Source organism: Streptomyces sp. NBC_00872, assembly GCF_045161915.1.
In the GTDB taxonomy this organism is placed as follows: Bacteria; Actinomycetota; Actinomycetes; order Streptomycetales; family Streptomycetaceae; genus Streptomyces.
In genome coordinates, this window is the sequence record NZ_CP108806.1 from 7,393,998 (window position 1) to 7,411,021 (window position 17,024).

A 17,024-nucleotide genomic window follows, 5' to 3' on the forward strand; every position below is an offset into this window, starting at 1 on the left:
CTACCGACATGGCCGAGCACGCGCCGCATGCCGAGCACCCCGCCTACCCCGTCGGACTCCGCCTGTCCGGGCGGCGCGTCGTTGTCGTCGGCGGGGGACAGGTCGCGCAGCGCAGGCTGCCCGCGCTCATCGCGGCCGGCGCCGACATCGTGCTCGTCTCGCCCTCCGCCAAGGCGTCGGTCGAGGCCATGGCGGAGGCCGGCGAGATCCGCTGGGAGCGCCGCCGCTACGAGGAGGGCGACCTCACCGACGCCTGGTACGCCCTCATCGCCTCCAGCGACCCCGTCGCCAACCGCACCGCGTCCGCCGAGGCCGAACGCAATCGCGTCTGGTGCGTGCGCAGCGACGACGCCGAGGCCGCCACCGCCTGGACCCCCGCCACCGGCCGCAGCGAGGGCGTCACCGTCGCCGTGCTGACCGGACGGGACCCGCGCCGTTCCGCCGCCGTACGGGACGCCATCGTCGAGGGCCTGCGTGACGGCACCCTCGCCGCCCCGCACCACCGCACCCGTACCCCGGGTGTCTCCCTCGTCGGCGGCGGCCCGGGGGACCCCGATCTGATCACCGTGCGCGGTCGCAGGCTGCTCGCCGAGGCGGACGTCGTCATCGCCGACCGCCTCGGCCCCCGCGACCTGCTGAACGAACTCCCCCCGCACGTCGAGGTGATAGACGCGGCGAAGATCCCGTACGGCCGTGCCATGGCCCAGGAGGCCATCAACGACGCGCTGATCGAGCACGCCAAGGCGGGCAAGGCCGTGGTCCGGCTCAAGGGCGGCGACCCGTTCGTCTTCGGCCGCGGCATGGAGGAGGTCCAGGCGCTCGCCGAGGCGGGCATCGCCTGCACGGTCGTGCCGGGGATCTCCAGCTCCATCAGCGTGCCGGGCGCCGTGGGCATCCCCGTCACCCATCGGGGTGTCGCCCATGAGTTCACCGTCGTCAGCGGCCATGTCGCCCCCGACGACGGCCGCTCACTGGTCGACTGGGCCGCGCTCGCCCGGCTCCACGGCACGCTCGTACTGCTGATGGCCGTCGACAAGATCGGCGCCATCGCCGAGGCGCTCGTCGCGTACGGCAAGGCACCCGACACCCCCGTCGCCCTGATCCAGGAGGGCACCACGGCGTCCCAGCGACGGGTCGACGCGACGCTCGCGACCGTGGCGGACACCGTACGGACCGAGGAGGTACGGCCTCCCGCCGTCATCGTCATCGGCGAGGTCGTGGCCCTCGGCGACGGCCGCTGACGGCCGCTTCCACCCGGCCCGCGCCCCCGGCGGATCGCCGACCGCCTCCGGCGCCCCGGCACCCCGCCACCCCCGCCCGAACCCGATCGGACAAGGCAGTGTCACCCCGTGGCTGAACCCATCACCATCGACGATCCCGACGACCCGCGCCTGCGCGACTACACGGATCTGACCGATGTCGAACTGCGCCGCAGACGCGAGCCCGCCGAAGGTCTCTTCATCGCCGAGGGCGAGAAGGTCATCCGCCGGGCCGGGCAGGCCGGATACACGATGCGGTCGATGCTGCTGTCGGCCAAGTGGCTCGACACCATGCGGGATGTCATCGACCGGGCCACGGCCCCGGTGTACACGGTGAGCCCCGGCCTCGCCGAGCGCGTCACCGGCTACCACGTGCACCGCGGCGCCCTCGCCTCCATGGCGCGCAAGCCGCTGCCCGCCGTGGCCGAGGTCCTCCGTACGGCCCGCCGTGTCGCCGTCATGGAGGCGGTCAACGACCACACCAACATCGGCGCGATCTTCCGCAGCGCCGCGGCCCTCGGCATGGATGCCGTACTGCTCTCCCCGGACTGCGCCGATCCGCTCTACCGGCGCTCGGTGAAGGTCTCCATGGGGGCGGTGTTCTCCGTACCGTACGCCCGGCTCGACGGCTGGCCCAGGTCGCTGGACACCGTACGGGAAGCGGGCTTCAGAGTGCTGGCGCTCACCCCCGACGAGCGGGCGTCCGCGATGGACGAGGCCGCGCCGCACCGGCTGGAGCGCGTCGCGCTGCTGCTCGGCGCGGAGGGCGAGGGGCTCTCCGCGCGGGCGCTCGACACCGCCGACGAGTGGGTCCGTATCCCGATGGCGCACGGTGTGGACTCGCTGAACGTCGGAGCCGCCGCGGCGGTCGCGTTCTACGCGGTGACCTCGGGCCGGCCGGGGAACTGACCGGACAGAGGGCGCGCGCCCGAGCCCGGACCCGACCTGGATCAGAGCTGCTGGGCCGCCGCGATCCCGAGGGCGACGATCAGCGTCACGACGACGAAGACGATCAGCCGCTGCCGCAGCAGACGCGGGTTGGCGGGCCGCCGCCCGGCCGAGGTGGTGCGCCCGCCGGCCGGCTGACGGCCGCCGCCCGTACGCCCGGTGCCACGCGGCTGCGGCGGGCGCGAGCCCCCCGTACGCGGCGAAGAGCCCCCGGTACGTGACGAGGAACCGCCGTTACGGGCCGAAGGGCCTCCGGAACGCGGCGACGAGCCTCCCGTGGAGCCCCCCGTACGCGGTGACGAGCCCGTGGATCTCGGGGATCCGGAACGGGACACGGACGAGCCGGAGCCTGAACCGGAGCCACCCGCCGTACGGCTCTGGGAGCCGCGTTCGCCCATGGAGCCCCGTTCGACCAGACGCTCCGTGTACCGCTCGGTCAGCCGCCCCGTCGGCAGCTCCTGCGCCTCGCGCTCACGCACCCGCTGGACGGGCGGCCGGCTGTCCGAGAGCCCCTGGGCCTCCCTGGCCGCGATCTCCTTGAGCCGCATCGACAGTTGGAGCGTGCTGGGACGCTCGTCCGGGTCCTTGGCGAGACAGGCGCGCAGCAGCGGCGCGAGCGCGTCGGGCACCCCGTGGAGATGCGCCTCCTCATGGACCACCCGGTAGAGCATGACCTCGGAACTGCCGTGTCCGAAGGGCGAGTCGGCGGTCGAGGCGTACGCGAGAGTCGCCCCCAGCGAGAACACGTCCGTCGCCGGGGTCACCGTGGCGCCCCGCACCTGCTCCGGCGCGAGGAACCCGGGCGAACCCACCGCCGTACCGACATGCGTCAGCGTGCTCGCGCCGGTGGCCCAGGCGATACCGAAGTCGATGATGCGGGGGCCCTTGGGCGAGAGCAGGATGTTCGAGGGCTTGAGGTCACGGTGGACGACCCCGGCCTCGTGCACGGCCACCAGGCCCTCGGAGAGGGCGGCGCCGACGGAGGCCACCTCGGCGGCCGGCAGCGGACCCTCCTCGGCGACCTTGTCGTGCAGCGAGGGGCCCGGCACATACTGGGTGGCGAACCAGGGCCGTTCCGCCTCCAGGTCCGCGGCCACCAGCCGGGCCGTACAGCCGCTGCGGATCCGGCGTGCCGCGGAGACCTCGCGGGCGAACCGCGACCGGAACTCCTGATCCTCCGCCAGGTCCGGCCGGATCACCTTCAGCGCGACCCGCTGGCCGCGCCGGTCGGAACCCAGATAGACGACGCCCATCCCGCCGGCGCCCAGCCGCCGGTGGAGCCGGAACGAACCGACGACACGCGGGTCCTCGCGCCGGAGCCGCATCATCGCCATGTCCATCCCCGCTGCCCGGTCGTCCGTGTGACGTGGCACAGCTTACGTACCCGCGCCCCGGCGCGCTCATAGGCCGCGCCCTCGTGGACCGACCGATTGTCAGTGCGGGGTGGGAAACTTGAGAAGTGGTCAGGGGACGGCGGATCCCAAGTCCTCCTGACCCGTGCGAGATCTCAAAGGTCCGTCGCAGAAGGGGGATTGGATCGTGAAGGGTGACCGGGTGGAGATAGTCGTGGACGCGGGCGACACGACTCGTACGTATGAAGTGGTGGCGAGCAGGGCGGGCCGTCGGGTGGAGACGGCGGTGCGCCGGGGCGTGGTGGAAGTGAGCGAAGTCACCCGGAACGGGTCGGTGGTACGGACGGCCCGTTTCATGGCCACGCGTGTGCTCGCGCTGGTCGAGCAGCCGGTGCCGCGGCAGGACTCCTCGGAGCGCGCTCTCCGGGAAGACCCCCAGTCCTGAGGCTTCCTCTCCACCCAGGGGAGTACTCCAGCGGCAGGAGGCTCATCCTCCGGGAGGCCCGTCAATGGGTACGCGGGCATGACGACCCGGGCCTGACGCTTCCCTACTGTTGAGATCAAGCGGTGGGTGCGGCACTCGTCCCCCGAGGTCGCCACCCGCCGCTGTCGGAACAGACAGGAGAGGGACCATGGCGGGCACGGCACCGCGGGCAATGATCCGCACGCAGGGACGCAGGGCGTTCGCCGCGTTCGGCGGAAGCCGGTCCGGCCCGCGCCACCCCCTGGTGGCGACGGCCATGGTCCTTCCTCTGGCGACACTGCTCGTGGTCGTCTTCGGCGGCTGGGACGCGGTGGTCGCACAAGCGTCGTCCGTGGGCGTGATGCTGGGGCGCTGAGCGGCGCCCCGGACCCGGGAGAGCGGCCCGGGTCGGGGACATCCGGCCAACAACCCCGTGGGGACGGGGGTGCGGCGGACGGCAGCGTTTGGCCGGTCAGCTGGGGAGCTGACCGGCCATCGCGCTGTCCGGGCTACGGTACGCCCACCACGCGTGCCGCGTCAGCCCTTCCCGCACGGCCCCTTCCCGGTACCCGCGCAGGCGCCCCGAGACAGTCCGCCCGCAGCCCGGGGGCATTTTCGGCGGGCGGGCGCGGATCGTAAGGTTCTCGCGGGAATTCGTCGCATCGGGGGAATTCATCGCATAGGGGGACCATGACCGTATCCGTCGTCCGAGCGCTCGGGCTCGTCGCCCGCCGGGCCGCCCACGCGGCGGATCCCACGGTGGATCCGACGGCCGATCCGACGGCCGATCCGGCGGTGGATCCGGCGGCGGGCGCGGTGGCGGGTCCCGCGTCGGACCCCTCGCGCTGCCGCGCCTGCGGGCATACGGAGGCCGTGCTCGCCGAGCGTGGCGAAGGGGTCGTCGTACGGCACGGAAAAGCCGTCGCCAAGGCGCACGCGGACGGTACGGACCCCGCGGACCACCGCGTCAGACTCGCCGTCGCCGCGCACCCACGGCTCACCGGGATCCTGCTGCCCCCGTTGCCCCCGGTCCCCGCGGATGCCGGGGCGGTACGGGGGCGTCCCGTCACCGCGTGGCCCTACGGAAGCCCGGTCGATCCGGCCGACCCCGACGCCGCGCCCTGGGAGCAGGCGGGCGGTCTTGTCGCCCGGCTGCACTCCGTACCGCTGGAGACCATCAGGGCGGCCGTCCGGACGACGGGCGGGCTGCCGCCCATGCGCGGGCCCGCCAAGGCCGCCCGCGCCGTCGCGCGGCTGCGGGCCGCGGGACCGCACCCCGCCGCCGGTCCCGTCCTGCGCGCCTGGGAGCGGCTCCCCGCCTGGGCGCGCGACAAGGCGCCCTCGCCGGGGCCCGGCACCCTCTGCCACGGCGATCTGCATCTCGGCCAGCTCGTACGCCACCCCGCACCCGACGGGCCCTGGCTCCTCATCGACGTGGATGATCTCGGAATCGGCGACCCTGCCTGGGACTTGGCCCGCCCCGCCGCGTGGTATGCCGCCGGGCTGCTGCCGCCGGAGATCTGGCAGCGCTTCCTCGGCGCCTACCGCGCCGCGCGCGGCCCCGCCGTACCCACCACGGCAGCCGTACCCACCACGACCGGCCCGGATCCCGGTCCGGACCCCGCCGAGTACCCCGATCCATGGCCCCGGCTCGATGTCCCCGCCCGCGCCCTCACCGTCCAGACCGCCGCCCTCGCGATCGCCAAGTCCGTGGCGGAGGACCGGGATCTCGACGAGGTCGAGCATCTGATGATCGACGCCTGTGGCCGGATCGCTTCGCTCCCTCCCCAGTTGGAGCCCCCGCGCTCGTCGTAGGCTGAACCGACCGTCGCCGGGCATGTGTTCCGGCGATGCCGGACGAACGGCGAGGAGCTGAGCCGACGATGCAGTGTCCCAAGTGCCATGCAGCGATGCATACCTACAACCGCAACGGTGTTCAGATAGAGCAGTGCAGCGGCTGCCGGGGGATCTTCCTCGACTACGGCGAGCTGGAGTCCCTGACCCGTCTGGAGTCCCAGTGGACCCAGCCCGCCCCGCCCGTGCCGCCGGCCCCGCAGGCCTATCCGGCCGCCCCCGCGCCCGCCTGGGGCGCCCCGCACCACGGCGGTCACCATGGCGGGCACCACCGCCAGAAGAGCTTCGGACGGATGCTCTTCTCCTCCTGAGACCCGGAGGCGCCATGACAGAGCCCCCGGTCGTCAAGACGACCGGGGGCTCTGGGTGGTGCGCGATACTGGGATTGAACCAGTGACCTCTTCCGTGTCAGGGAAGCGCTCTCCCGCTGAGCTAATCGCGCAGGTCAACCTGCGTTTCCTGCATCTCAGCCGCACTGCCGCGATCATGCGATCCCGCCGTGTGCGAACTGCGTGCGCGATACTGGGATTGAACCAGTGACCTCTTCCGTGTCAGGGAAGCGCTCTCCCGCTGAGCTAATCGCGCGGGAATCCAAAAGGATCCAGTGGACGATACTGGGATTGAACCAGTGACCTCTTCCGTGTCAGGGAAGCGCTCTCCCGCTGAGCTAATCGTCCTTGGAGGTGGAGACGGGATTTGAACCCGTGTAGACGGCTTTGCAGGCCGTTGCCTCGCCTCTCGGCCACTCCACCAGGAGCATGGGGACTAAGGGTAAATCCCCCATATCGAGCGGACGACGAGATTCGAACTCGCGACCCTCACCTTGGCAAGGTGATGCTCTACCAACTGAGCCACGTCCGCCTGTCGTTTCCCGGGCCCCTCTGCACGGCCCGGCGACGTGTTGAACTCTAGCGGATTCCGGGGCCAGCACAAAAACGCGTTTCCGCAGCGTGCTGCGGTGCGTTCGCCGTGCGTTCAGGCCGGAGCGGCCCAACGGAGGCTGTTCTAGACTCGCAACCGTGCACGACCTCGCCCCTTTGGCCCGCTTCGGCGCCCTCGTCGCCACTGGTCTGCGGGATGTCACCCATGATCCGGAGGCGCTCGAATCCGCCGGTTTCTGGGCCGTCGCCGCGGACTTCGAGGGCCGGCTCACCTGTGCCAGATTCGCTGATGTACGGGCCGAACCGGTGCCCGTCCCCGTACCGGGCCGATGGCTGGGACCCCGCCCCGGTGACTGGACGTCCTCCCTCGATCACACCGCGTACACCCGGGGTGTGCGGCGTATCCGCGAGTACATCGCGGCCGGTGACGTCTATCAGGTCAACCTCTGCCGTGTTCTCTCCGCGCCGCTGCCCGACCCGGAGGCCTCCGATGTCGACGCGCTGACGTCGCTGCTCGCGCGCGACAACCCGGCCCCGTACGCCGGGACGATCCGGCTGCCCGCCCATGGCGTGGAGATCGCCACCGCCTCGCCGGAGCTGTTTCTGCGCCGCGACGGCGGCACCGTCGAGTCGGGCCCGATCAAGGGCACCGGCCGCACCGCCGCCGATCTGCTGGAGAAGGACTACGCCGAGAACGTGATGATCGTGGACCTCGTCCGCAACGACCTCGGCCGTGTCTGCGCCACCGGCTCCGTCACCGTCCCGGCCCTCTGCGCGGTGGAGCCCCACCCCGGACTGGTCCATCTCGTCTCGACCGTGAGCGGCGAACTCGCGGAGAAGGCCGGCTGGCCGGATCTGCTGACCGCCACCTTCCCTCCCGGCTCGGTCACCGGCGCCCCCAAGTCCAGCGCCCTGAAGATCATCGAGGAGCTGGAGACGGCACCGCGCGGTCCCTACTGCGGGGGTATCGGCTGGGTCGACGCGGACCGCGGCACCGGCGCCCTGGCCGTGGGGATACGTACGTTCTGGATCGACCGCGCCACCGCACAGGGACCCGTGCTGCGCTTCGGCGCGGGCGCCGGGATCACCTGGGGCTCGGACCCCGAGGGGGAGTGGGAGGAGACCGAACTGAAGGCGTCCAGACTGCTCGCGATAGCGTCGGGCGCGTACGAGGCGACCGGAAGGACCGCGTCATGAGGATCTGGGTCAACGGCGGACTGCTGAGGGCCGAAGCCGCCAGGGTGTCCGTGTTCGATCATGGGCTGACGGTGGGCGACGGAGTCTTCGAGACGGTCAAGGCCGTCCAGGGGCGGCCCTTCGCCCTCGCCCGCCATCTCGACCGGCTGGCCCGCTCGGCCCGTGGTCTCGGGCTGGCCGAGCCCGATCCGGACGAGGTACGTCACGCCTGTACGGCCGTTCTCGACGCCAACCCCATGGAACTGGGCCGGCTCAGGATCACCTACACCGGCGGACTCGCCCCGCTCGGCTCCGACCGGGGTGACGAGGGGCCCACCCTGGTCGTCGCGGCGAGCGCGGCGAAGCGCCGTCCCGACACCACCGCCGTCATCACCGTCCCCTGGACACGGAACGAACGCGGCGCGGTGACCGGGCTCAAGACCACCTCGTACGCCGAGAACGTCGTCGCGCTCGCCCGCGCGCACGAACGAGGCGCCTCCGAGGCGCTCTTCGCCAACACCGTCGGGGCGCTCTGCGAGGGCACGGGCTCCAATGTCTTCGTCGTACTCGACGGCGAGCTGCACACCCCGCCCCTCGCCTCCGGCTGTCTCGCCGGTATCACCCGCGCCCTGACCGCCGAGTGGGCGGGCGCCCGTGAGACCGATCTCCCGCTGGACGTCCTGGAGCGCGCGGACGAGATCTTCCTGACCTCGACCCTGCGTGACGTACAGGCCGTCCACCGTGTCGACGACCGTCAACTCCCCACCGCCCCGGGCCCGGTGACCAGCAAGGCGATGCGCCTCTTCGAGGAGCGTGCCGGAGCGGACCTGGACCCCTGAGCCCGGAGCGGACCCGGACCGGCCTCGGCCCGGTGGGAAGGCGATGGCCGGCCACCGGCGATTCCGGTCCGTAAACCGGATGACTCCACCGCGCGCGACGGGTACAACTCCCCTGATGACCACCACCCTGCGGCCGACCGGGCCGCTCCGGCAGACCGACGACGGCGGAAAGTCACGCTCCTACGAGGTCTGCGTGAACAGCCGCCCCGTCGGGACGATCGAGATCGCCACGGATCCCGGCTTCGGCCATACGGCCGGGACCGTCCGCGCGCTCCGCATCGACGAGCCCGACCGCCGGCGCGGCCGTGCCACCGTCGCCGCGCTCGCGGCCGAAGAGGTGCTGCGCGGCTGGGGCTGCGGCCAGGTGACGGCGTCCGTACCGGCCGACGCCCTGGCCGCGCTGCGCATGCTGGAGTCCCTCGGCTATGTCGAACGCAGCCGCAACATGGACAAGGAACTTCCGCCGGATCCACCCGCCCTGCCTCGGGATGTGGCGGGCCGTCCCATGAACGGGCCGGAGTACCAGGCCTGGGAGGCGCTGGCCGTCGAGAACTACGCGCGGAACTGGATCGACCGCGGCACCCCGCCCGAGCAGGCCCGCGCCAAGGCGGAGTCCAGCCACCGGGAACTGCTGCCCGACGGGCTCGCCACCCCAGGCGCCGCACTGCATGTCCTGGTCCACGACGGAAGCGTCGTCGGCCATGTCTGGGTCGCGCCCCGCGAGGTACGGCCGGGCAGGCCCGGATCGTATGTGTACGACGTGGCCGTGACGGAGGGCCTGCGCGGCAAGGGGTACGGCAGGGCGCTGATGCTGCACGCCGAGGGGATCGCCCTGGCAGCCGGTTCCGAACTGCTCGGGCTCCATGTCTTCGCGGGCAACACCCCGGCGATCCGGCTGTACGAATCGCTCGGATACGAGGCGACGCACCACAACTTCTTCAAGCCGCTCCTCTGAGGGCCGCCGCTTCGAGGTCCGCCTCCGCCGAGCCCTGACCGGGCCGCGGCCCGGTCAGACGCTCTCCCGCGCGAGCAGCCGGTCGGCGATCTCCTCGATCCGGACGCGCAGACCCTCCTGGCTCCCGCCGCCGTCGAGGCGCTCCTCGCCGATGACATACGTCGGCGTGCCGGTCACCCCGATCGCCTTGCCCTCGGCCTGGTCGGCGTCGACGGCCAGCAGATGCCGGCCGTCGATCAGAGCGGTGTCGAACTCCTCGGCGTCCAGACCCAGCTCCCGGGCGATCTCCAGCAGTACGGGCTCGCCCCCGGCGGCCAGCTCCGCCGTCCTGGCGAGAAGGGCTTCCGCGTAAGGCCACCCCTTGCCCTGCTCGGCGGCCTCCTCCGCGGCCTGGGCGGCGGCGTACGCGTGCTTGTGCCGCTCCAGGGGGAAGTGCCGCAGCCGCGCCTCCAGCCGGTCGCCGTAGCGGGCGCGCAGCGCGCTCAGGTCCGCCAGGGCGGTGTGGCAGTCCGGGCACTGGAGATCGAACCAGACGTCGAGGACGACGGGTGCGCTGGGCCCGGCGGAGGTGAAGTCGCTCATGGGGGCCAGTCTCCCGGAGATGGCGCCCCGGCCCAAACCGGGTCCGGTGGGAGCCGCGACCGGGACCTGGGGAGGATGACGTCCCCCAGTTCTCCCCGAGATCCGCAGGACGCCCTTCCCTACCGTGGCCCCGAGCGGGCGGTCAGGTGCAGGATGGAGTGCGGGAAGGTGTTCTGCCCTGACGCGCTCTGCCTGGAGGACCTGATGATTGCCGAGACCATTTGCTCTGCGTTGTCAGCGGCGGGCGTGGGCATCGCCGCGATCACGGCCTACCGCAAGCGGTTCCTCGCCGCGGCCCGGATCCTGGCGTACGCGCTGGTCCCGGTGGCCCTGGTGATGACGGGCATCGTGAAGTGGGCCGCCAACACCGCCTTCAGCCCGACGGCCTGGCTGGGCTTCGGCGTGCTCGCGGTGGCGTGGCTGCTCTTCCTGACGACACGCGCGGTGGAGCGGCGCGGCGGCCGGACCCGTAAGCAGCGCAGGGAGGCCGCCAAGGCGGCACGACGGGGAGCGGTGGAACCCGCCGCGTCCGTGCCCTCGCTCGGTCCGGGAAGCGGACCGGCCGCGCAGCCCAAGGCCAAGGAGCGCGCCGCACAGCCGGGTGACGACTTCAGCGACATCGAGGCCATCCTCAAGAAGCACGGCATCTGACGACAGGGCGGAGGAAGGGCGGAAGGCGGGCGGACGGCGGGTGAGCAGGGCCCGGGTCCCGGCCCCTCGTCCCCGGGGTATTCGCGGCAGGATCGCAGGTGAGCGCCGTTCCGGCGGCGGTTCCAGTGATTTGTCCACGGAATATGATGAACTCCCGCGCTGAAAACGCGTGTTGGTCATTGGCGTGCTCCGGGGTACGTCATGATCGCCCCGAGATGCTCGATACCTCCCGGGGTGAAACCCCCGTACCCACCGATGAGCAGCGCGGTTGCCTTTTCGCGCTGTCCCAGCCACCGTTGATGATCTTTCTGACGGTGATCGGCTCGCTGCTGCTGATGGCAGCGGTGCACGATCTGTTCCTGCTGTGAGACTCAGCCGGCCGCTTCCTTGCGGCGAGCCCGGTACGCGGCGACATGCAGCCGGTTGCCGCAGGTGCGGCTGTCGCAGTAGCGGCGCGAACGGTTCCGCGACAGGTCGACGAACGCGTGCCCGCAGTCCGGGGCCTCGCAGCGGCGCAGCCGTTCCTGCTCACCGGCCACGACCATGAACGCCAGCGCCATCCCGCAGTCGGCGGCGAGATGATCGGCGACCGAGGCCCCCGGCGCGAAGTAATGCACATGCCAGTCATAGCCGTCGTGATCGGTGAGCTGCGGCGTCGTCCCCGCGGCGGCGACCAGCCGGTTGATCAGATCGGCCGCGGCGCGCGCGTCCGGTGCCGCGAACACCTCCGCGAAACGCGCCCGCACCTCCAGCACGGCCCGCAGATCGCGCCGGCCGAGGTCACCCACACCACTGAGGCTGTGGCTCTGTACGAAGCCGTACAGGGCCTCGATGTCCGCGAGACCGTCGGGTGTGCCGTTCCGAGTGCCGCCCGTACCGTCCTCCGGCGCGGTGTTCACCAGATCGACCACGGTGTCGAGGGCGATCCGGGTGTCGTGGGGAATCAGCACGATCCGCTCCCTGGCCTGCCGCGGGCCGGTGCCCGCCGAATCCCGCTGACTTTAGCCGCTGCCCGGAGCGGCCGGGCGGGAACGCGGCGGCGGTGGAACACGCCTGCGACGGAAGCCGGCGGGGAACACCTCGACGGCGGGAACGCGCCTGGGCCCTGTCCGTCGGGAACGCACCGGCGCCGGCGTCGCGGTGGGTTCCGCGGCGTCGGCGCCGATGTCCTCCCTGTATGCGATTGTCCGCACGGCGCCGTCTCCCCGAGTCGGACGGCGCCGAGCAGCCCTCTGCCTGGCTCAGCTCTCGGCCAGGATGTGTGAGAGCTCCGTATCGAGGTCGAAGTGACGATGCTCGGTGCCCGGCGGCACCGCGGCGTCGGTCCTTTTGAGGAACGACTCCAGGGCCCGCGCCGGGGCCTCGAGCAACGCTTCTCCCTCCGGGGAGCTCAGAGCGATGCAGACGACGCCCTGACCGTGACTGCGGGACGGCCAGACCCGGACGTCGCCCGTGCCGGTGGGCCTGTGCAGCCCCTCGGCGAGAAGGTCGCGGGCGAAAACCCACTCGACCGTCTCCTCGGCTCCGGTGTGGAAGGTGGCGTGCACGGCATAAGGATCGGCCGTGTCATACCGCAGGCCCGCAGGTACAGGCAGTGAGGACTCGCTCGATACAACGAGGCGCAGGTGCAGCTCGCAGCTGACCGTGGTGTTCATAAGCGCCAGGGCCTTTCGCTCAGTGTGCGCTCGGGGATTCGCACGTCGGCGAATTCGACATGCCACCTATGGTGCCGTTGTAAACCCCTCTGTCTCTTTTGTGCGCCTTCAGGTACCTCGTACAGCGGTGTGTGACTTCGGGTCATACGGCCATTCCGGTGACGTGAGCGATTCGGGTACGTTGGGCCCATGCATGCGGAGAGTGACGAGCGGGGGCAGGTCGTCGTTCCGGCGACCCCGGAGCCCGCCGCGGGGGATGTGACGGAAGGCCTTGGGGCCGCGCCGGAGCGTGAGCTCGGCTCGCGCGCGCCGGGCTTCATCCGGGCGTCGCGGACGCTTCATCTGAGCTGGCAGGTCGGCGTCTTCGTGGTCGGTCTCGCGGTGGTCGGGGCGGGCGCCGCCATGCTCGTGCTGCCGGGTCCCGGCTGGCTGGTGATCTTCGGCGGGATGGCGATCTGGGCGACCGAGTTCGTCTGGGCCCAGCTGGTGCTGCGCTGGACCCGGCGCAAGGTGACGGAGGCGGCCCAGAAGGCGCTCGATCCCAAGGTCCGGCGGCGGAACGTGATCCTGACGACCATCGGTCTGGTGATCATCGCCGTGCTGGTCGGGATCTATGTCTGGAGGTTCGGGATCGTCATGCCCTGGAAGATCGACGAGTGATCCGGTACGCGTCGTGGGGCACCGCTGACATGGGGTAATGTGTGCGGTGCGCCGGGGCGATTAGCTCAGTGGGAGAGCGCTTCGTTCACACCGAAGAGGTCACTGGTTCGAACCCAGTATCGCCCACCCGGAATCGAGGCCCCGGAGACCGACAGGTCTCCGGGGCCTCGCTGTTTCCCCCGGTCGTTTCCTCCGGCCGCCCCTGGTGTCGCCCGTTCTCGCCCTGCCGTTCAGCGCATGCGGCCCAGGCTCCGGCGCACCCTGCGGGCGTCCTTCAGACGCCGCTCGTACGTGGCGCCCACCGCGAGCAGCAGCACTCCCGCGAGGGCCGGCGGCAGCCAGCGCGGCAGCGCGCCCACGGCCTGCACGACATAGGGGGCCAGCTCGTGCAGCGCGACCAGGCCGAGGACCGTACCGCCCAGGACCAGCGGCGCCTGGAGGCCCAGCCGGGCGCCCGAGAGCGTGATGGCCAGGGCCGCGACTCCCAGCAGCAGCGGCCGGGACCAGTGGGTGTCGCCCCATGCCGCCAGCAGGCTCGGCAGCAGTGTCACCGCGAGCCCCGGACCGTACGCCGTCCAGGACGAGGCCTCCGGATCGCGGCGGCGCCGCAGCAGCCCCACGGCGAGCGCGGGGAGCGTCACGGGCAGCGTGTACGCCTCGGGCACCGGCACGTCGGAGGCGGCCAGCCGGACCCAGGTGGCCAGGACGAACAGCGCCGTGGCGGTGTACCCGGCCACCGTTCTGCGCTCGGCGCGGACCGCGGTGCCCGCCGCGATCACCCCGCACAGCGCGAGTACCAGCGCCAGTACGGACGCCCGGCCCGAGGCCAGCGCGACCGCGAGGAGACCGGCGCCGGCGGCGGTGATCTCGATCGGGGCCGCGAGCGGGCGCGTGGACGGCAGGGCGGCGAGCAGAGCCACGGCCGCGGGAACCACGAGAACGGCCACGGCCGTGGTCTCGACGGACAGTCCGGCCGCCGCGCACGCCGCTGCCACCAGCGCGGTCGTGTACCCGACGGCCGTACAGGCCAGGACCGCGCGGATACGGACGGTCTCCGTGGCCTCCGTGGTCCCCGCGGTTTCCGCGGCATGGGCGGTCATTCGGGCCATGGCGGCCCCCGCGAACAGCGCCGACAGCACGGCGAGCGTGGTCACCGTCGCGGCCCGACCGCCGAGCGACATGAGCGAGCCGCCGGCCGAGCCCGCCAGGGCGCAGACCAGCGCGGTGACCCGCACCGGCGAGCCCCCGGGGACACGCGGGCCCACGACCACCGCGAGCGCCCCTGCCGTCAGCAGCGCCGGCACCGCCACCCTGACCGGGTAGGCCGCGTCCAGGGCGAGCGGCAGCACCAGGACGCCTGCCCAGCCGAGCGCCAGGGACCCGCAGAGCGCGAGCGTACGCGCGACCGCGCTGACTCCGCCTCGGGCTCCGGCTCCGTCTCCGCCTCGGGCTCCGACTCCGGCTCCGGTGTCCCGTGCGCCTGGGTATGGGCCGTAGGCCGATACCGCGAGTGCCCCGGCCGCCGTCAGCAGGACCACCGGCGCCGTCGGCCGGCCCGGCCATGGCACGGCGGGCACGCCCGTCCAGATCTCCGGGATCGCGGCCACGCCGCCCAGCAGCGCGACGGCGACCGCCGGCAGTGCCCACAGCACCGACAGGGCGGCCACCAGCCCCGCGGCCCCCGCGAGTCCTCGGACGACCGGCCCTGGCAGCCGGGTCCGTACCACCGTCGACAGCGCGACGGCGCAGAGCAGATACCCCGGAGCGGTCCAGCCGCCCGGTACGGCCGTACGCACCACCGCGCCGACCGCGGCGATCCCCGCCAGTCCCGCCACCGCCGCGCAGACAGGAGCGAGCGCGCCCGCGCGGCGGGCCGCGAGGAGACCCAGAGCCGCCGCCGCGAGCAGCAGCGCCCCCGGCCGCAGCGCCGCCGGAGGGGTCACCGCCGACACGGACAGCGCCCCGGCCACCAGCAGCGCCCCGGCCGCCGTCACCCCGGCGGCGACGCCCGCGAAGCCCCGTACCGTACGGGATCCCGTACGCGACGCGAGCGCGGTGTCCAGCGCCGCCGTCACCAGCAGTGCCCAGGACACCGTCAGAGGGGTGGAGCCGGTGGCCAGCGCCCAGAGCGTCAGGGGGAGCTGGGCCGTCAGTACGGCCGCGGGCAGCGGACCGCGCAGACCGCCCAGAGCCGTCCCGTACCCGGCCCAGAGCACGGCGAGCACGGCGGTGGCCGCCGCCGTGCAACCGAGACCGTCCGCCCCCGGCAGCGCCACCCGGTACAGCGCGTACGCGTCGAGGACCGTCAGCACCAGACCCAGCGCGGCCACCGCCTCCGCGGTCGAGCGCAGGCCCCGGCGCAGCAGCGGCACGGGCACCGCGAGCGTCAGGACGGTCACCCCGGTCAGTACCGCCGCACGGCCGCCGATCCCCAGATGGCCCCAGCTCACCAGGGTGAAGGCGATCGCCGCGACCGCCAGCAGCAGTCCGCCGAGCATGAGCAGCACATTCTGCGCACCGGGCGAGGAGGTCCCGGCCGGAGGCGCGAAGGACCGCGCGACGGGTTGAGCCCAGGGCGGCGCCGGCTGCGCGCGCAGGTTCAGCAGATACGCCTTGCGCGTGAGCAACTGGCCTCTGCGCGCGTCGAGTCGGACCAGCTCCTGGTCGATGATCGCCAGCTCCTGTGCGGGCGGCGGCACATTCGTCATACCGGCGAGTGTGGTCCGCGCCACACACCGTGCCATGGGCTCCCGTACTCAGATACGGGGGTGAGTACCCGGCATTCGGTTTGAAGGAGACCCGAGGGGACCTGTATGGTTCAGTGCGTTCCCGGGCGATTAGCTCAGTGGGAGAGCGCTTCGTTCACACCGAAGAGGTCACTGGTTCGAACCCAGTATCGCCCACCGGGAGAGGCCGGTCCGTCAGTGACGGACCGGCCTTCGCGCGTTCCGGACGCACCGTGTTCCGGGCGCGCCGGTGATCAGGACGAGCGCCGGTGATCAAGCGGCGGCGGGCAGTTCGGGCCGCAGCGGCCAGGCCGGATCCACCGACTCCTCCGTACCGTTACGGGAGAACCACGCCTGGAGACCCCGCGCCTGCGCCGCGTGCCAGACCGCCTGGAGCGTATGCAGCTCCGCCGCGCTCAGCCGCTCCATCCGCGCCGCGAACCGGCGGCCGACCGCCCGGACCACCTCCAGCGCCGCCACCGCGTCGACGGCCGCGTCATGGGCCCCCTCCAGCTCCACCTCGTAGTGGGCACAGAGATCGGTCAGGGTGCGCCGGCCCTTGCGGTAACGGTCCAGATGTTTGTCCAGGACACGTGGATCCAGCACACAGAGCGGGACGTTCTCCAGACAGCGCGCCAGGGACGACGCCCGGTGACGCCTCAACTCACGGTCCAGCAGGGTCAGATCGAACGGCGCGTTCATCACCACCAGCGGACGGCCCGCCGCGCACTGCTCGGCCAGCGCCCTGCCCATCTCCTCGATCGCCGGCGCCGGCCAGCGGCCGTTGCGGTGCAGGAAGTCGTCCGTCAGACCGTGCACCGCGGTGGCCGCCGGGGGCACCGGCACACCCGGATCTATCAGCCAGCGGGTCACCCGCGGCCTGCCGCCCGCCAGGTCCTGGACGACGAGAGCGGCCGAAACGATACGGTCCTCCTCGACATCGACCCCCGTCGTCTCGGTGTCGAACGCTGCCAACGGTCCCTCATACCAACGCGTCATCCCCGAACTCCTCGCGCCTGAGCG

General features: G+C 72.3%; 18 protein-coding genes and 7 tRNA genes. 14 read left to right on the plus strand and 11 right to left on the minus strand.

Annotated elements, in window-relative coordinates; translation table 11 throughout:
* Positions 1-8: 8 nt before the first annotated feature.
* On the plus strand, positions 9-1,241 hold the full coding sequence (gene cobA / locus OG214_RS31625; RefSeq protein WP_405986655.1) for a uroporphyrinogen-III C-methyltransferase: 1,233 nt from the start codon (positions 9-11) through the stop codon (positions 1,239-1,241).
* A gap of 108 nt (positions 1,242-1,349) precedes the next feature.
* Positions 1,350-2,168, plus strand: coding sequence for an RNA methyltransferase (locus tag OG214_RS31630; RefSeq protein ID WP_363085306.1), 819 nt, complete (start codon positions 1,350-1,352; stop codon positions 2,166-2,168).
* A 41-nt stretch (positions 2,169-2,209) separates the two neighbouring features.
* Here the strand turns inward: OG214_RS31630 and OG214_RS31635 are convergent, their stop codons facing one another.
* Positions 2,210-3,547 (minus strand): serine/threonine-protein kinase, encoded by a 1,338-nt coding sequence (locus OG214_RS31635; protein ID WP_405987676.1) that lies wholly within the window; start codon positions 3,545-3,547, stop codon positions 2,210-2,212.
* Positions 3,548-3,746: 199 nt separating this feature from the next.
* Between OG214_RS31635 and OG214_RS31640 the strand changes: the two genes are divergently transcribed.
* The 4 genes from OG214_RS31640 (at position 3,747) to OG214_RS31655 (ending at position 6,187) form a co-directional block, all read left to right on the plus strand.
* On the plus strand, positions 3,747-4,004 hold the full coding sequence (locus OG214_RS31640) for a hypothetical protein (protein WP_363085305.1): 258 nt from the start codon (positions 3,747-3,749) through the stop codon (positions 4,002-4,004).
* Positions 4,005-4,191: 187 nt separating this feature from the next.
* The gene (locus OG214_RS31645) at positions 4,192-4,398 is read left to right on the plus strand and encodes a hypothetical protein (protein ID WP_363085304.1); all 207 of its coding nucleotides are present in this window, start codon (positions 4,192-4,194) and stop codon (positions 4,396-4,398) included.
* 314 nt (positions 4,399-4,712) lie between these two features.
* A complete protein-coding gene (locus tag OG214_RS31650) occupies positions 4,713-5,837 on the plus strand; it encodes a phosphotransferase family protein (protein WP_405986656.1) in 1,125 nt (374 codons plus the stop codon).
* 68 nt (positions 5,838-5,905) lie between these two features.
* On the plus strand, positions 5,906-6,187 hold the full coding sequence (locus OG214_RS31655; protein WP_363085348.1) for a zf-TFIIB domain-containing protein: 282 nt from the start codon (positions 5,906-5,908) through the stop codon (positions 6,185-6,187).
* Positions 6,188-6,243: 56 nt separating this feature from the next.
* On the opposite strand, the gene OG214_RS31660 is transcribed toward OG214_RS31655, so the two are convergent.
* From OG214_RS31660 to OG214_RS31680, 5 genes are all read right to left on the minus strand, one after another.
* A tRNA-Val gene (locus OG214_RS31660) sits at positions 6,244-6,318 on the minus strand.
* 71 nt (positions 6,319-6,389) lie between these two features.
* Positions 6,390-6,461: transfer RNA gene (locus OG214_RS31665), tRNA-Val, on the minus strand.
* A gap of 20 nt (positions 6,462-6,481) precedes the next feature.
* Positions 6,482-6,553, minus strand: a tRNA-Val gene (locus OG214_RS31670).
* 1 nt (position 6,554) lies between these two features.
* Positions 6,555-6,628: transfer RNA gene (locus tag OG214_RS31675), tRNA-Cys, on the minus strand.
* Between the two features lie 36 nt (positions 6,629-6,664).
* Positions 6,665-6,737 (minus strand) — tRNA-Gly (locus OG214_RS31680).
* A 158-nt stretch (positions 6,738-6,895) separates the two neighbouring features.
* Between OG214_RS31680 and OG214_RS31685 the strand changes: the two genes are divergently transcribed.
* The 3 genes from OG214_RS31685 (at position 6,896) to OG214_RS31695 (ending at position 9,727) form a co-directional block, all read left to right on the plus strand.
* Complete coding sequence (locus OG214_RS31685) at positions 6,896-7,954, plus strand: chorismate-binding protein (protein ID WP_405986657.1); 1,059 nt, start codon at positions 6,896-6,898, stop codon at positions 7,952-7,954.
* The gene (locus OG214_RS31690) at positions 7,951-8,772 is read left to right on the plus strand and encodes an aminotransferase class IV (protein WP_405986658.1); all 822 of its coding nucleotides are present in this window, start codon (positions 7,951-7,953) and stop codon (positions 8,770-8,772) included. The genes OG214_RS31685 and OG214_RS31690 overlap by 4 nt, the downstream gene beginning before the upstream one ends.
* A gap of 115 nt (positions 8,773-8,887) precedes the next feature.
* Positions 8,888-9,727, plus strand: coding sequence for a GNAT family N-acetyltransferase (locus tag OG214_RS31695; protein ID WP_405986659.1), 840 nt, complete (start codon positions 8,888-8,890; stop codon positions 9,725-9,727).
* Positions 9,728-9,781: 54 nt separating this feature from the next.
* Here the strand turns inward: OG214_RS31695 and OG214_RS31700 are convergent, their stop codons facing one another.
* On the minus strand, positions 9,782-10,309 hold the full coding sequence (locus OG214_RS31700) for a DsbA family protein (RefSeq protein WP_405986660.1): 528 nt from the start codon (positions 10,307-10,309) through the stop codon (positions 9,782-9,784).
* Positions 10,310-10,513: 204 nt separating this feature from the next.
* Between OG214_RS31700 and OG214_RS31705 the strand changes: the two genes are divergently transcribed.
* Both OG214_RS31705 and OG214_RS31710 read left to right on the plus strand, forming a co-directional pair.
* Positions 10,514-10,960 (plus strand): hypothetical protein, encoded by a 447-nt coding sequence (locus OG214_RS31705; RefSeq protein ID WP_363085349.1) that lies wholly within the window; start codon positions 10,514-10,516, stop codon positions 10,958-10,960.
* Positions 10,961-11,175: 215 nt separating this feature from the next.
* Positions 11,176-11,328: a hypothetical protein gene (locus OG214_RS31710; RefSeq protein WP_363085343.1), complete on the plus strand. Its 153-nt coding sequence runs from the start codon at positions 11,176-11,178 to the stop codon at positions 11,326-11,328.
* A 3-nt stretch (positions 11,329-11,331) separates the two neighbouring features.
* Here the strand turns inward: OG214_RS31710 and OG214_RS31715 are convergent, their stop codons facing one another.
* Both OG214_RS31715 and OG214_RS31720 read right to left on the minus strand, forming a co-directional pair.
* Positions 11,332-11,910 carry a CGNR zinc finger domain-containing protein gene (locus tag OG214_RS31715; protein WP_405986661.1) on the minus strand — a complete coding sequence of 193 codons (579 nt, stop codon included), beginning with the start codon at positions 11,908-11,910 and terminating at the stop codon, positions 11,332-11,334.
* A 291-nt stretch (positions 11,911-12,201) separates the two neighbouring features.
* Positions 12,202-12,615, minus strand: coding sequence for an SsgA family sporulation/cell division regulator (locus OG214_RS31720; RefSeq protein WP_003959770.1), 414 nt, complete (start codon positions 12,613-12,615; stop codon positions 12,202-12,204).
* Between the two features lie 189 nt (positions 12,616-12,804).
* On the opposite strand from OG214_RS31720, the gene OG214_RS31725 reads away from it, so the two are divergent.
* Both OG214_RS31725 and OG214_RS31730 read left to right on the plus strand, forming a co-directional pair.
* The gene (locus OG214_RS31725; protein WP_363086415.1) at positions 12,805-13,275 is read left to right on the plus strand and encodes a TIGR02611 family protein; all 471 of its coding nucleotides are present in this window, start codon (positions 12,805-12,807) and stop codon (positions 13,273-13,275) included.
* A gap of 54 nt (positions 13,276-13,329) precedes the next feature.
* Positions 13,330-13,401, plus strand: a tRNA-Val gene (locus tag OG214_RS31730).
* 104 nt (positions 13,402-13,505) lie between these two features.
* Here OG214_RS31730 and OG214_RS31735 read toward each other — a convergent pair.
* Positions 13,506-15,983 carry an SCO7613 C-terminal domain-containing membrane protein gene (locus OG214_RS31735; protein ID WP_405986662.1) on the minus strand — a complete coding sequence of 826 codons (2,478 nt, stop codon included), beginning with the start codon at positions 15,981-15,983 and terminating at the stop codon, positions 13,506-13,508.
* Positions 15,984-16,106: 123 nt separating this feature from the next.
* On the opposite strand from OG214_RS31735, the gene OG214_RS31740 reads away from it, so the two are divergent.
* Positions 16,107-16,178: transfer RNA gene (locus OG214_RS31740), tRNA-Val, on the plus strand.
* Positions 16,179-16,274: 96 nt separating this feature from the next.
* Here OG214_RS31740 and OG214_RS31745 read toward each other — a convergent pair.
* Positions 16,275-17,000 carry a 3'-5' exonuclease gene (locus tag OG214_RS31745; RefSeq protein ID WP_363085665.1) on the minus strand — a complete coding sequence of 242 codons (726 nt, stop codon included), beginning with the start codon at positions 16,998-17,000 and terminating at the stop codon, positions 16,275-16,277.
* Between the last annotated feature and the right edge of the window lie 24 nt (positions 17,001-17,024).

Excerpts from the sequence above, each read along its gene's own strand:
- cobA (WP_405986655.1), top strand. The coding sequence starts at position 9 with ATGGCCGAGCACGCGCCGCATGCCGAGCACCCCGCCTACCCCGTCGGA.
- OG214_RS31635 (WP_405987676.1), bottom strand. The coding sequence starts at position 3,547 with ATGGACATGGCGATGATGCGGCTCCGGCGCGAGGACCCGCGTGTCGTC.
- OG214_RS31645 (WP_363085304.1), top strand. The coding sequence starts at position 4,192 with ATGGCGGGCACGGCACCGCGGGCAATGATCCGCACGCAGGGACGCAGG.
- OG214_RS31650 (WP_405986656.1), top strand. The coding sequence starts at position 4,713 with ATGACCGTATCCGTCGTCCGAGCGCTCGGGCTCGTCGCCCGCCGGGCC.
- OG214_RS31655 (WP_363085348.1), top strand. The coding sequence starts at position 5,906 with ATGCAGTGTCCCAAGTGCCATGCAGCGATGCATACCTACAACCGCAAC.
- OG214_RS31690 (WP_405986658.1), top strand. The coding sequence starts at position 7,951 with ATGAGGATCTGGGTCAACGGCGGACTGCTGAGGGCCGAAGCCGCCAGG.
- OG214_RS31695 (WP_405986659.1), top strand. The coding sequence starts at position 8,888 with ATGACCACCACCCTGCGGCCGACCGGGCCGCTCCGGCAGACCGACGAC.
- OG214_RS31700 (WP_405986660.1), bottom strand. The coding sequence starts at position 10,309 with ATGAGCGACTTCACCTCCGCCGGGCCCAGCGCACCCGTCGTCCTCGAC.
- OG214_RS31705 (WP_363085349.1), top strand. The coding sequence starts at position 10,514 with ATGATTGCCGAGACCATTTGCTCTGCGTTGTCAGCGGCGGGCGTGGGC.
- OG214_RS31710 (WP_363085343.1), top strand. The coding sequence starts at position 11,176 with ATGCTCGATACCTCCCGGGGTGAAACCCCCGTACCCACCGATGAGCAG.
- OG214_RS31720 (WP_003959770.1), bottom strand. The coding sequence starts at position 12,615 with ATGAACACCACGGTCAGCTGCGAGCTGCACCTGCGCCTCGTTGTATCG.
- OG214_RS31725 (WP_363086415.1), top strand. The coding sequence starts at position 12,805 with ATGCATGCGGAGAGTGACGAGCGGGGGCAGGTCGTCGTTCCGGCGACC.
- OG214_RS31735 (WP_405986662.1), bottom strand. The coding sequence starts at position 15,983 with ATGACGAATGTGCCGCCGCCCGCACAGGAGCTGGCGATCATCGACCAG.
- OG214_RS31745 (WP_363085665.1), bottom strand. The coding sequence starts at position 17,000 with ATGACGCGTTGGTATGAGGGACCGTTGGCAGCGTTCGACACCGAGACG.